Annotated in this window: 10 protein-coding genes and 1 pseudogene; 2 read left to right on the top strand and 9 right to left on the bottom strand. The window is 64.1% G+C overall.

Translation table 11 applies throughout. The features are described 5' to 3' along the window. Positions 1-49: 49 nt before the first annotated feature. Positions 50-1,063 (top strand): annotated as a pseudogene (locus JYG36_RS26940) (methyl-accepting chemotaxis protein); the annotation flags it as partial. Between the two features lie 198 nt (positions 1,064-1,261). Beyond that, positions 1,262-1,966 carry a methyl-accepting chemotaxis protein gene (locus JYG36_RS26945; protein ID WP_490101768.1) on the top strand — a complete coding sequence of 235 codons (705 nt, stop codon included), beginning with the start codon at positions 1,262-1,264 and terminating at the stop codon, positions 1,964-1,966. Between the two features lie 63 nt (positions 1,967-2,029). Here the strand turns inward: JYG36_RS26945 and JYG36_RS25455 are convergent, their stop codons facing one another. The 9 genes from JYG36_RS25455 to hutI form a co-directional block, all read right to left on the bottom strand. Then, positions 2,030-2,764 carry an amino acid ABC transporter ATP-binding protein gene (locus JYG36_RS25455; protein ID WP_038999651.1) on the bottom strand — a complete coding sequence of 245 codons (735 nt, stop codon included), beginning with the start codon at positions 2,762-2,764 and terminating at the stop codon, positions 2,030-2,032. Further along, positions 2,757-3,719 (bottom strand): amino acid ABC transporter permease, encoded by a 963-nt coding sequence (locus tag JYG36_RS25460; protein ID WP_045193883.1) that lies wholly within the window; start codon positions 3,717-3,719, stop codon positions 2,757-2,759. Before JYG36_RS25460 ends, JYG36_RS25455 begins: the two co-directional genes overlap by 8 nt. Positions 3,720-3,795: 76 nt before the next feature. Next, a complete protein-coding gene (locus tag JYG36_RS25465) occupies positions 3,796-4,596 on the bottom strand; it encodes a transporter substrate-binding domain-containing protein (RefSeq protein ID WP_176794300.1) in 801 nt (266 codons plus the stop codon). A 251-nt stretch (positions 4,597-4,847) separates the two neighbouring features. After that, complete coding sequence (gene mdoH / locus JYG36_RS25470) at positions 4,848-7,421, bottom strand: glucans biosynthesis glucosyltransferase MdoH (RefSeq protein ID WP_213602673.1); 2,574 nt, start codon at positions 7,419-7,421, stop codon at positions 4,848-4,850. Continuing rightward, entirely contained in the window at positions 7,414-9,129 is a 1,716-nt protein-coding gene (locus tag JYG36_RS25475) for a glucan biosynthesis protein G (protein WP_213602675.1), read from the bottom strand. Before JYG36_RS25475 ends, mdoH begins: the two co-directional genes overlap by 8 nt. 261 nt (positions 9,130-9,390) lie before the next feature. Continuing rightward, positions 9,391-9,828 carry a D-aminoacyl-tRNA deacylase gene (gene dtd, locus JYG36_RS25480; RefSeq protein WP_045193886.1) on the bottom strand — a complete coding sequence of 146 codons (438 nt, stop codon included), beginning with the start codon at positions 9,826-9,828 and terminating at the stop codon, positions 9,391-9,393. Then, positions 9,825-10,796 carry a prolyl aminopeptidase gene (gene pip / locus JYG36_RS25485; protein WP_045193887.1) on the bottom strand — a complete coding sequence of 324 codons (972 nt, stop codon included), beginning with the start codon at positions 10,794-10,796 and terminating at the stop codon, positions 9,825-9,827. Before pip ends, dtd begins: the two co-directional genes overlap by 4 nt. Positions 10,797-10,956: 160 nt before the next feature. Beyond that, positions 10,957-11,760 carry an N-formylglutamate deformylase gene (hutG, locus tag JYG36_RS25490; RefSeq protein ID WP_213602677.1) on the bottom strand — a complete coding sequence of 268 codons (804 nt, stop codon included), beginning with the start codon at positions 11,758-11,760 and terminating at the stop codon, positions 10,957-10,959. Between the two features lie 10 nt (positions 11,761-11,770). Continuing rightward, entirely contained in the window at positions 11,771-12,976 is a 1,206-nt protein-coding gene (hutI, locus tag JYG36_RS25495; RefSeq protein ID WP_213602679.1) for an imidazolonepropionase, read from the bottom strand. Positions 12,977-12,981 lie beyond the last annotated feature (5 nt).

Consider the following 12,981-nt stretch of genomic DNA (forward strand, 5'->3'; position numbering starts at 1 on the left):
TTGGCACCAGAACAATAATCGCCTCTGCCGATCGCAATGGAGTCCCACCATGTACCGTTGGTTAGCCCAGCACCTGGGTAACGTGAGCGTCAATCTCAAACTCGGCATCGGCTTCGGCCTGGTCCTGTTGCTGACCCTGGCCATTACCCTGACCGGCTGGCAGGGCCTGAACGGCATTACCGAGCGTGGCGACACCCTGGGCGGCATCTCCCAGGTGCACCAGGCCACCCTGGAGCTGCGCATTGCCCGCCAGGGCTTCCAGCTCAAGGGCGACGAGGCTGCAGCGCAGGGCCTGAGCAACGCCCTGGCGGCGCTTGAACGCCAGCTGCAAGCGGTCGACCAACGTATTGTCCTGCCCGAGAACCGCCGCCGGATCGAGCAGCAGCACGACGCCGTGCGCCAGTACCACCAGGCCCTGACCAGTGCCGACAAAGCCGCCCAGCAGCGCGAAGCCGCTCGCGCCGTGCTCGGCAGCAGCGCCGACGAGGCCGCGGCGTTGATTGCCCAGGTCGAGCAACAACTGCTCGGCGGCAGCGATCTGAACCTGTTCAACAGCGTGGTCGGCGCCAGCAAACTGCTGCAACAGGCGCGCTTCCAGGTGCGTGGCTATACCTACAGCGGCAAGCCCGAGTTCCAGCAAACGGCGCTTGAAGCCATCGACCAGGCCACCTCGCAGCTCAAGACCCTGGCCGAAGTGCTGCCGGCCAGTTACACCAGCAACTTCAACCAGGCCGCCCGCGCCCTGGGCAACTACCGTGGCGCGGTGGTCGAGTTCGGCAATGCGCAAAGCGCCTCCGAGCAGGCCGCGCAGCACATGATCGTGCTCGGCCAGAGCCTGATCGAGCAAAGCCAGCAACTGACCACCACCCTCACCGGCCTGCGCGATGCAGAGTCGCAGCATGCCAAGTCGATGCTAGCCCTGGCCACCGTGCTGGCCCTGTTGTTCGGCCTGCTGGCCGCCTGGGCGATTACCCGGCAGATCGTGATCCCCCTGCGCCAGACCCTCAACGCCGCCGACCGCGTCGCCAGTGGCGACCTGCGCCACGACCTCAAGGTCGATCGCCGTGACGAGCTGGGCCAATTACAGCGCAGCATGCAGCGCATGACTGTGAGCCTGCGCGAACTGATCGGTGGCATCGGCGACGGCGTCACCCAGATTGCCAGCGCCGCCGAAGAGCTGTCGGCAGTCACCGAGCAGACCAGCGCCGGGGTCAACAATCAAAAGGTCGAGACCGACCAGGTCGCCACCGCCATGAACGAAATGGCCGCCACTGTGCAGGAAGTCGCGCGCAACGCCGAGGAAGCCTCCGAGGCGGCGGTGATGGCCGACCAGCAGGCCCGCGAAGGCGATCGGGTGGTCGGCGAAGCCATCGCCCAGATCGAGCGCCTGGCCAGCGAGGTCAACCACTCCAGCGAAGCCATGGGCCAGCTCAAGGCCGAAAGCGACAAGATCGGCAGTGTGCTCGATGTGATCAAGTCGGTGGCCCAGCAGACCAACCTGCTGGCCCTCAACGCCGCCATCGAAGCTGCCCGCGCCGGTGAAGCCGGGCGTGGCTTTGCCGTGGTCGCCGATGAAGTGCGCAGCCTGGCCCAGCGCACCCAGCAGTCCACCGAAGAGATCGAACAGCTGATCGCCGGCCTGCAAAACGGCACCCAGCAGGTTGCCACGGTCATGGACGCCAGCCGCGGCCTGACCGACAGCAGCGTCGAGCTGACCCGCCGCGCCGGCACCTCGCTGGAAACCATCACCCGCACCGTGTCGTCGATCCAGGCGATGAACCAGCAGATCGCCGCTGCTGCCGAGCAGCAGAGCGCGGTGGCCGAAGAGATCAACCGGAGCGTGATGAATGTGCGCGACGTGTCGGACCAGACCTCGGCCGCCAGTGAAGAGACCGCGGCGTCGAGCGTCGAGCTGGCGCGGTTGGGGACGCATCTGCAGACGCTGGTCGGCAAGTTCCAGCTGTAGAAAGCATCGCGGGTCAAGCCCGCTCCCACATAAGTGGGAGCGGGCTTGCCCCGCGATGAGGCCCTAGAGCACCTGGCGCAAAAACGCCTGGGCGCGCAGGTCCTTGGGTGAAGTGAAGAACGCCTCCGGCGGCGAATCTTCCAGCAGCTTGCCGTGATCGAAGAACAGCACCCGATCCGCCACTTCCCGGGCGAAGCCCATTTCGTGGGTGACGCAGACCATGGTCATGCCTTCCAGGGCCAGGGTCTTCATCACATCGAGCACTTCGCCGACCATTTCCGGGTCGAGCGCCGAGGTCGGCTCATCGAACAGCATCACCTTGGGGTCCATGGCCAGGGCGCGGGCGATCGCCACCCGCTGTTGCTGGCCACCGGACAAGCGTGATGGGTACTCGTTGGCCTTCTGGGCGATACCAACCTTCTCCAGCAGCGCACGGGCCTTGGCTTCGCGCTCGGCCTTGCCGCGCTTGCGCACGACTTTTTGCGCCAGGCACAGGTTCTCCAGCACGGTCATGTGCGGGAACAGGTTGAAATGCTGGAACACCATGCCGACTTCGCGGCGGTAGGCGTTGACGTCGGTCTTCGGGTCGGCCAACTGCAGGCCGTCGATGGCCACAGTGCCTTCATCGAACGACTCCAGGCCGTTCAGGCAGCGCAGGAAGGTCGACTTGCCCGAACCCGAAGGGCCGAGCACTACCAGCACTTCGCCCTTGGCGACGTCGGTGCTGACGTGATCGACCGCGCGCACCACCTGCCCACGGGTGTCGAAGACTTTTACCAGGTCACGGACTTCAATCACTTTGCGCAAGCCTCCGCTCAAGCCGGCTGGCCATGTGCGACAGCGGCAGGTTGATCAACAGGTACAGGCCGGCGACGCAGAACCAGATCTCGAAGGTCGAGAACGAAGTGGTGATCGCCTCGCGACCGCTTTTGGTCAGTTCGGTGATGGCGATCACCGAGACCAGCGAGGTGTCCTTGACCAGGCTGATGAACTGCCCGGCCAGCGGCGGCAGCACGCGCTTGAAGGCTTGCGGCAGCACCACATGACGCATCGACTGGCCAGCGCTCAGGCCCAGCGAACGGGCCGCTTCACCCTGGCCCCTGGCAATCGACTGCACCCCGGCACGGACGATCTCGGCGACGTAGGCGCCGGTAAACAGCGCCAGCGCCGCCACCCCGGCAAACTCCCGGGACAGGTTGAGCACGGTGCCGATGAAGAAGTAGAAGATGAAGATCTGCACCAGCAGCGGCGTGCCGCGCACCAGCTCGACATAGACCGTCGACAGGTCGCGCAATGTCGGGTTGTTCGACAGCCGGCAGAGCCCGGCAAACAAGCCGATCAACAGCCCCAGCACACCGGAGGCGACCGAGATCCACACCGTGGTCCACAGGCCCCAGGCCAGCGGGCCCGCGGCCCAGTGGTGGGTAACGCCGATCAGGTCGCCTTCGGCCACATCGTCGCCGCGCGACAGCTGTACGCTGGCCTGCTCGACCTCGAAGACCTGCTCGCCACCGCTCTCGTCACGTACGGTGACGCTGGCCATGTCGCCCTTGCTGACGATGGCTTCGATGGTGCCGTTTTCACTCACGCGCTGGGCGACTTCGGCCTGGTAGGCGAAATATTGCGGCACCCGGTTCCAGCGCCACTCGTAGGACATCAGCGAGGTCGCGTAATACAGGCTGATCGCCAGGCCGATCAGGACCAGCGCGGTCAGCCCGTGCCAGGGCCACTGGGCTTTGTTGTGTTTGATCACGAGGGTACTTCCGTAAAAGCGAACGCGCAGGACCAGCCTGCGCGTCGGGTTTCAAGCCAGGCGTGGGGCCTTGGCCTTATTCCATGTCCTTGAGCCAGGCGGTGTCCTTGAACCACTTGTCGTGGATTCGATCGTAGGTACCGTCGTGCTTGATCTGGTGCAGGAAGTTGTTGATGAAGTTGAGGCTGTCGTAGTCGCCCTTCTTCAGGCCGAAGGCCAGCGGTTCGAAGGTGAACGGCTTGTCGAGGAACAGCAGCTTGCCAGCGCCGGCCTTGTTCACCGCCACGACGTTGTACGGCGCGTCATAGACGAAGGCGTCGGCCTTGCCGTTGACCACGTCCATCACCGCTTCCTGCTCGTTGTCGTAGCCGTGGTACTTGGCTTTGCCGATCAGCTTCTTGGCGACCATTTCGCCGGTGGTACCGAGCTTGGAGGTCAGGCGGTACTTGTCGTTGTTCAGGTCTTTGTAGGACTTGATCTCGTCTGCCAGTTCCTTGCGGATCAGCAGGGTCTGGCCGACCACGATGAAGGGTTCGCTGAAGTTCAGCTTGAGGTTGCGTTCCTGGGTCAGGGTCATGCCGCTGCCGATCATGTCGAACTTGTCGGTCATCAGCGCCGGGATGATGCCGTCATAGGCGGTGGAGACCATCTCCAGCTTGACGCCCATGGACTTGGCCATGGCCTTGAGGATATCGACCTCGAAGCCGATGATCTCGCCGCGCTTGTTGGTCATCTGGAACGGCATGTAGGTAGGGTCCATGCCGACACGCAGGGTGCCGCGCTTGACCGCGTCATCGATGGCACCAGCCGCCTGCGCGGCACTTACCGCAACCAGCGCCGTGACGCCGACCAGCAGCATCGACAGATACTTCTTAATCATCACCAGATCCCCTAGCAGGAAAGCTCGAATTTTATTTTTGGCGCGAACCGTCCTACAGCGACGGGTGCGAGATATTCGGGGTGGGATGCTAACGCATGAACGGCACGGTACATATAGCCGAAGATGACTTTGTTACGCATTGATACCAGAAAAAGCATCGCCGGCAACACCGGCTCCCCCAAGGTCAGTTGTGCATACAACCCTGTGAGAGCCGGCGTTGCCGGCGATTGCTTGAGCCTGTCAGACGATCAGGCGCTGGCCATCGAAGGCTGCGCCGCAGGCTCTGGATGCAGCGGCAGCAGCGGCGAGTGCGGATCGTTGGCGATCGACTGGCGCCAGACGCTCAGCCAGGCCTCGTTCTGCCCATCCCAGACCGCCGTGTGCAGGCGCGCCAGGGCGACCGGGTCGCTGAGCAGGGCCAGGCGGGTGTTGCCGTCCAGGCCGCTCGGGCCGACCTCCAGGGCCTTGGCGATACGCTCGGCACGCAGTGCCTCGATCGGCGCCGCGACACCGTGGCGAGCGGTCGCCAGGGCACAAGCCAGGGCGTTCTGCTGCGGATCGACCACGGCACGTACGAAACCGTCGTGCATGGCATGCCAGCGGTTCTCGTGGGTGTACTGGTCGGTGGCCAGCAGCTCCTGCGGCGTGGCGTATTCCTCAGGGATCAGGAACAGGCTTTCGTCCTTGGCACGCAGGCCCAGGTGCACGCGGCTGGAGATCACCGAGACCGGGATCGACAGCATCAGCGAACCGACGATCGGCACCAGCCACCACAAAAAGCTCGGGTTGAGCCAGGCCACCAGCAGTGCCCAGGCCACGCCCAGCAGGGTTTGCGGACCATGGCGGCGTACCGCTTCGCTCCAAGGAGTGGAGTCGTCGTCACGCTGCGGCGAGTTCCAGGTCGCGGCCCAGCCGAGGAACGCGGCGAGCACGAAGCGGGTGTGGAAAATCATCCGCACCGGCGCCAGGAGCATGGAGAAGAGCATCTCCAGCAGCATCGACACGGTGACCTTGAAGCGCCCGCCGAACTCTTTCGCGCCCTTGGCCCAGATCAGGATGACGCTGAGCAGCTTGGGCAGGAACAGCAGCACGATGGTGGTGGAGAACAGCGCGATGGCTTTCTCCGGGTGCCACTGCGGCCACAACGGGTAGAGCTGGCGCGGTTCGAGGAAGTACTGCGGCTCCATCAGGGTGTTGGTCGCCAGCAACGCGGTCGACAACACCAGGAAGAAGAACCACAACGGCGCCGACAGGTACGACATCACCCCGGTGAGGAACACCGCACGGTGCACCGGGTGCATGCCTTTTACCAGGAACAGGCGGAAGTTCATCAGGTTGCCGTGGCACCAGCGCCGGTCGCGCTTGAGCTCGTCGAGCAGGTTCGGCGGCAGTTCTTCGTAGCTGCCCGGCAGGTCGTAGGCAATCCACACGCCCCAGCCGGCACGACGCATCAGCGCCGCTTCAACGAAGTCGTGGGAGAGGATCGCACCGGCAAAGGCGCCCTTGCCCGGCAATGGCGCCAGGGCGCAGTGCTCGATGAAGGGCTTCATGCGGATGATCGCGTTGTGGCCCCAATAGTGCGACTCGCCGAGCTGCCAGAAGTGCAGGCCGGCGGTGAACAGCGGGCCGTAGACGCGGGTGGCGAACTGCTGCATGCGCGCATACAGGGTGTCCATGCCCGAGGCTTTCGGCGCGGTCTGGATGATCCCGGCGTCCGGGTTGGCCTCCATCAGGCGCACCAGGCTGGTCAGGCATTCGCCGCTCATTACGCTGTCGGCATCGAGCACGACCATGTAGCGGTAGTCGCCGCCCCAGCGCCGGCAGAAGTCGTCGAGGTTGCCGCTCTTGCGTTTGACCCGGCGACGCCGGCGACGGTAGAAGATCCGCCCGAAACCTTTGGACTCGCGGCAGACTTCCAGCCAGGCCTGTTGCTCGGCCACGGCGATGTCGGTGTCGTTGGTGTCGCTGAGCACGAAGAAGTCGAAACGGTCGAGGTCACCGGTGGCGGCCACCGACTCGAAGGTCGCCCGCAGGCCGGCGAACACCCGCGGCACGTCTTCGTTGCAGATCGGCATGACGATCGCGGTGCGGGCACCGGCCTCGATCGGCTCATTGCCGGCACTGCTGCCGGAGATGCGGTATTTATCCCGCCCGGTGAGCAGCTCGAGGAAGCCCATCAGCGCGGTCCAGAAACCCGCCGAGACCCAGCAGAAGAGGATCCCGAAGAGAATCAGGATGCTGGTCTGCAGGGCATACGGCCAGACTTGCGTGGCGGTTTGCAGCAGCGGCTGGTGCATGACCTCGTCGAGGTCGACGAACGACCAGCCCTGGTACGGCAGGATGCCCTTCATGTACCAACCGGCGACGATGGTCTGGCCGAGCATCAGCGCCAGCAGGATGTAGCGGCGCATCGAACCGACCCAGCGCCAGCGTGCCTTGGGCAGCTCGCGTTTTTCCGGGGCCGGGGCGTTGGTGCGGCCGGTCAGGCGGCGCCAGGCGCGGATCAGGATATTGGTCCGCCACGGCTCGGGGATTACCCGGGTGCGCCGGATCGGCGGCGTGGCCTTCAGGCACACCCGGCCGCTGCCGTCCACCGCGAGCATCTCGGCGTCTTGCAGCTCTTCGGCGCAGGTCACGTGCAGGCGCTCGCCCACCGAGGCCTGGACGGCCTCGGCAGCGTCGGCGCCCGGCTGGGCAGACAGGCGTTGATGCAGCTCGCTGAACGAGGAGCAACGGGCGAGTTCCGCGCGCTGCTCGTCGCTCAGGGGCAGGTGGGCCAGGTATTCGCTGAGCGATTCTGGCCGGGTATGGGCATTACTCATCGGCAGGCAACTGATAGCTCCAGGTCTCGGTCAGCACCTGTTCGGTGGTGGCCGGTGCCCCGGTGGTGGAGGCCGCGTCGGCGGCAGGTTGCTCGGCAGGCTTGTCGGCCTTGGCGTGTTTGGCCGCGGCTTTGTCCTGCTTGCTTGGTTTGGCAGGCTTGGCCGGCTCGACCGGAACGTCACGCAGCAGGGCGGCGCGCATTTCCACGGACTTGCCCGGATCCTTGATCTTCAACCGCAGGGTCAGGCGCCAGCCCTTGATGTCCGGGTTGTAGCGCAGGTTGTTCTCGACCACTTCGGCATTGTCGCCAACGCTGACCTGGCTGCGCACGGCGGTGTCTTCCGGCAGTTTAGCCAATACCGGGCCTTCGAAGTCGACCAGGAAGGCCACGCTGCCATCGGGCTGACGGATCAGGTTGGACTGCTTGACGTCACCGGTCGAGCGCAGGGTCTGCTTAACCCAGCCCAGGTTCGGCGAATGCAGGTTGGACTCGTCGATGGTCCAGTGCAGGCGGTAGGCGTATTCGAACGGGGTGCCTGGCTCCGGCAGTTTCTCCGGGCTCCAGAAGGCCACGATGTTGTCGTTGGTTTCGTCGGCAGTCGGGATCTCGACCAGATCGACGGTACCCTTGCCCCAGTCACCGACCGGCTCGATCCAGGCGCTTGGACGCTTCTGGTAGTTGTCGTCGAGGTCTTCGAACTGGCTGAACTCGCGCTGGCGTTGCAGCAGGCCGAAACCACGCGGGTTCTCGACGCTGAAGTTGCTCACGGCCAGGTGTTTCGGGTTGTTCAGCGGGCGCCACAGCCACTCGCCATTGCCGGCATGGATCGACAGGCCTTCGGAGTCGTGCAGGGCCGGACGGTAGTTGAGTACCTTGGACGGCTGGTTGCCGCCGAACAGGAACATGCTGGTCAGCGGGGCGATGCCCAGGCGGCTGACGTGGTCACGCAGGAACACCTTGGACTGCACGTCGACAATGGTGTCGCTGCCCGGACGCAGGGTCAGGCGGTAGGCACCGGTGGAACGCGGCGAATCGAGCAGCGCGTAGATCACCAGTTGCTTGTCGGCAGGCTTTGGCCGCTCGACCCAGAACTCGGTGAAGCGCGGGAACTCTTCACCCGACGGCAGCGCGGTGTCGATCGCCAGGCCACGGGCCGACAGGCCATACACATGGCCCTTGCCGACCACGCGGAAATAGCTGGCGCCCAGCAGGGTCATGATTTCATCCTGCTTGTCGGCCTTGTTGATCGGGTAGAGCACGCGGAAACCCGCGTACCCCAGCTTCTCGGTGGCCTTGGCGTCGAACTGCAGGTCGCCGAAATCGAAACGAGTCGGGTCGTACTTGATCTCTTTCACCGCCTTGGTGGTGATTTCGTTGATCTTGACCGGTGTGTCGAAATGCATGCCCTGGTGGTAGAAGGACAGCTTGAACGGCGTCTTGTCCTTGGCCCACTCGGCTTTTTCGTTGAGGAAGCGGATTTTCTGGTAGTCCGCGTACTTCATGTCACGGAACACCGCCGGCAGATTGCTTTTCGGCGCTTCGTACTTTTGTCCGGCAAGATCCTTCGCCTTGGCCGCGACATCGTCAAGGTTGAACGCCCAGAGCTGGCCTGCGCCGAGCAGGCTTACCAGCGTTGCGCCTGCCAACAGCGCCGTGCGCAGCCGATTGCCAGGAGTTCTTGGTGCATTACAGGGACTTACAATCACGAGCAACCCTCGCCGAAAACAGATCATAAAACCAACGGCCAGCGACATATGCCAGGTTGGCGAGCACTGTTCGGACTCCGAAAGGGCGCAATGATTCCCCAAACGGTTCCGGACAGTCTCAAGTCAGAGTGAAACGAACCCACGAACGCAGGCCCACATGGCGCGCGATTATCCAGCAGGCTGCGTTACAACGCATCAGGCTGATCAAACTATTTATGCTACAAAACCCCTTGTTTTCCCGCAAACAGGGGTTTTTTGCCATCAGATTTGTAACATAAATGTTACGGGGCCATCATTGACCAGGTGCACTTGCATGTCAGCACCGAACTGACCACTGGCAACCGTTGCATGTTGCGCCTGCGCCTGGGCCAGCAAATAGTCGAAAAGCTCGGCCCCTAGCGCTGGCGGCGCAGCCGTCGAAAAGCTCGGGCGCAGGCCGCTCTGGGTATCGGCGGCCAGGGTGAACTGCGACACCAGCAGCAGGCCGCCGCCGATATCCTTGAGCGACAGGTTCATCTTGCCCTGTGGGTCGCTGAACACCCGGTAGTTGAGCAGCTTGTGCAGCAGCTTGTCGGCATGGCCGCGGGTATCGCCCGGCTCGACCGCGACCAGCACCAGCAGGCCCTGGTCGATCGCGCCAACGGTTTTGCCCTCGACATCCACCCGCGCGCCACGCACGCGTTGCAGCAAGCCCTTCATGCTTCTTCCAGGGGCAGGTCGAGCAGGCGCCGGGCCATCTGGTCGGCGGCGCGCACCAGGGCGTCGGTGATGCCGGGCTCCGAGGCCGCGTGGCCAGCGTCGCGAATCACCTTAAGCTCACTGTTCGGCCAGGCCTGGTGCAGCTCCCAAGCGTTGTCCAGCGGGCAGATCACGTCGTAGCGACCATGCACGATCACCGCCGGCAGGTGGGCGATCTTCGGCATGTCGCGGATCAACTGGTCCGGTTCAAGGAAGGCATTGTTGGTGAAGTAGTGGCATTCAATCCGGGCGATCGACAGCGCGCGCTGTGGCTCGGAGAAGCGATCGACCACCAGCGGGTTGGGCCGCAGGGTCGCGGTGCGCCCTTCCCAGGTCGACCAGGCCTTGGCTGCGTGCATCTGGGCGATCTGGTCGTTGCCGGTGAGGCGCTTGTGGAAAGCCTTGACCAGGTCGCCGCGCTCTTCGGCCGGAATCGGCGCGATGTAGTCCTGCCAGTAATCGGGAAACAGGCGGCTGGCGCCGGCCTGGTAGAACCACTCGATCTCTTGCGGGCGGCACAGGAAGATGCCACGCAAAATCAGCCCATGCACGCGCTCGGGGTGGGTCTGGGCGTAGGCCAGGGCCAGGGTCGAGCCCCACGAGCCGCCGAACAGCACCCACTTGTCGATCCCCAGGTGCTTGCGGATGCGCTCCAGGTCTTCGACCAGGTGCCAGGTGGTGTTGTTTTCCAGGCTGGCATGCGGGGTCGAACGGCCGCAGCCGCGCTGGTCGAAGGTGATGATGCGGTACAGATTGGGGTCGAAGTAGCAGCGGCTCTGGGCATCGCAGCCGGCACCCGGGCCACCATGGATGAACACCACCGGCAGACCTTCCGGCGAACCGCTTTCATCGACATACAGCACATGCGGTGCTTCCACGGCCAGATCGTGCCGGGCGTAGGGTTTGATCTGCGGGTACAAGGTCTGCATTACGCACTCCGTGTGGGAATTATTCTGCCGTTGGGCATCATAAACCTGAATTGCGCTTTGAGCATGTACCTGTGATGGCTTTGGGGCCTCATCGCGGGGCAAGCCCGCTCCAACGAGAACTGTGGGAGCGGGCTTGCCCCGCGATGCAGGCGCCGCACAATCAGCGTGAATAGCGCTCCTTGCCCCACGCCAGCAAGGTCTGGAGCAACTGCTTCAACACCACCTGGGTCGGCGCCGCCAGGTCCTCGCGGTACTTGAACGGCTCGACCTCTTCCATGTAGGTGCTCTGCGCCAGCTCCAGCTGCACTGCATGAATGTTGTTGGCCGGGTCGCCATAGTGGCGGGTGATATGCCCACCCTTGAAGCGGCCATTGAGCACATGACTGTACTGCTCAAATTTTGCACAAACACCTTGCAGCCGTTCGGCCAGTTGCGGATCACAACTGGCGCCATTGAAGGTGCCGAGGTTGAAGTCCGGCAGCTTGCCGTCGAACAGGTGCGGGATGTGTGAACGAATCGAGTGGGCATCCCACAGCAAGGCATAGCCGAACTGCTCGCGCAGGCGCGCCAGCTCGCTGCGAATGGTGTCGTGGTAGGGCCGCCAGATGGCTTCCAGGTACCCCACCCGCTCCTGTGCCGACGGCGCCTGGCCGTCCTTGAACAACGGCTCGCCCTCAAACAGCGTGGCCGGGTACAGGCCGGTGGTGGCGCCAACGTACAGCGGCTTGTCGTCGTCCGGGCGGTTCAGGTCAATGACGAAACGCGAGTACTCGGCGGCGACCACGCTCACGCCCAGGCCTTGGGCAAACTCATATAGCTGCGGAATGTGCCAGTCGGTGTCCGGCAAGCTTTGCGCCTGCCCGACCAGGCCGTCCTGCACCGCTGGGGTCAGCTTCAAACCGGCGTGGGGCATGCTGATCAGCAGCGGCAGCGTGCCCTGGTGAAATTTCAGTACCTTGTCCATACGCCCTCTCTCAATTGGAAATTTCATCGCCCAGGCGCACCACCCGCTTGGGCAGGTCACCGCCGAGCCAGTAGGCCAGGTCAGCCGGTCGCTCGATCTGCCAGGCGACAAAGTCGGCAACCTTGCCCACTTCCAGCGAACCATGGCTGTCGCCCAGGCCCAAAGCGGTTGCCGCATGCAGGGTGACACCGGCCAGGGCTTCTTCCGGGGTCATGCGGAACAGGGTACAGGCCATGTTCAGCATCAGCCGCAGCGACAGCGCCGGCGAAGTGCCGGGGTTGAGGTCGCTGGCAATGGCAATTTTCACCCCATGCTTGCGCAGCGCGTCCATCGGTGGCAACTGGGTTTCGCGCAGAAAGTAGAACGCACCGGGCAGCAGTACCGCTACGGTCCCGGCCGCCGCCATGGCGATGGCGTCGTCTTCAGTCATGAATTCCAGGTGATCGGCCGACAGCGCCTGGTAACGCGCCGCCAGGCTCGAGCCTGCAAGCGACGACAGTTGCTCGGCATGCAGCTTGACCGGCAGGCCCAGTTCGCGAGCCTTGATGAACACCCGCTCGACCTGGGCCGGCGAGAACGCCAGGTACTCGCAGAAGGCATCCACTGCATCCACCAAACCCTCGGCCGCCAGGGCCGGGAGCATTTCGTCACAGATATGGCTGATGTAGTCGTCAGCCCGATCCTTGTATTCCGGTGGCAAGGCGTGGGCTGCCAGGCAGGTGCTGCGCACGGTGAGCGGCAGTTCCTCGCCAAGGCGGCGGATAACCTTGAGCAGCTTGCGCTCGCTGGCCAGGTCAAGGCCGTAGCCGGACTTGATCTCCAGGGTGGTGACGCCATCATGCATCAGCGCCTGCACGCGCTGGCGGGCACTGGCGAACAGCTCGTCTTCGCTGGCCGCGCGGGTCGCCCGCACGGTACTGGCGATGCCGCCGCCCTGGGCGGCGATCTCGGCATAGCTGACGCCTTGCAAGCGCTGCTCGAACTCGCCGCTGCGGTTGCCGCCAAACACCGCGTGGGTGTGGCAGTCGATCAACCCCGGAGTGACCCAGGCGCCGCCCAGGTCCACGGTTCTGTCAGCGACCAGGGCCGGCAGCTGCTGGCGCGGCCCGATCCATTCGATATGGCCGGCGCTGGTGACGATCGCCGCATCCTCGATGATCGAGTAAGTACCTTGCGCCATGCTTGCCACATGGCAATGCTGCCAGAGGGTTTTCATCCAGA

This window comes from Pseudomonas sp. SORT22 (assembly GCF_018417635.1).
GTDB lineage: Bacteria > Pseudomonadota > Gammaproteobacteria > Pseudomonadales > Pseudomonadaceae > Aquipseudomonas.

What these genes read in the sequence shown, in the direction of transcription:
- JYG36_RS26945 (WP_490101768.1), top strand. Translation starts at nt 1,262, where the DNA reads ATGGCCGCCACTGTGCAGGAAGTCGCGCGCAACGCCGAGGAAGCCTCC.
- mdoH (WP_213602673.1), bottom strand. Translation starts at nt 7,421, where the DNA reads ATGAGTAATGCCCATACCCGGCCAGAATCGCTCAGCGAATACCTGGCC.
- dtd (WP_045193886.1), bottom strand. Translation starts at nt 9,828, where the DNA reads ATGAAGGGCTTGCTGCAACGCGTGCGTGGCGCGCGGGTGGATGTCGAG.
- pip (WP_045193887.1), bottom strand. Translation starts at nt 10,796, where the DNA reads ATGCAGACCTTGTACCCGCAGATCAAACCCTACGCCCGGCACGATCTG.
- hutG (WP_213602677.1), bottom strand. Translation starts at nt 11,760, where the DNA reads ATGGACAAGGTACTGAAATTTCACCAGGGCACGCTGCCGCTGCTGATC.
- hutI (WP_213602679.1), bottom strand. Translation starts at nt 12,976, where the DNA reads ATGAAAACCCTCTGGCAGCATTGCCATGTGGCAAGCATGGCGCAAGGT.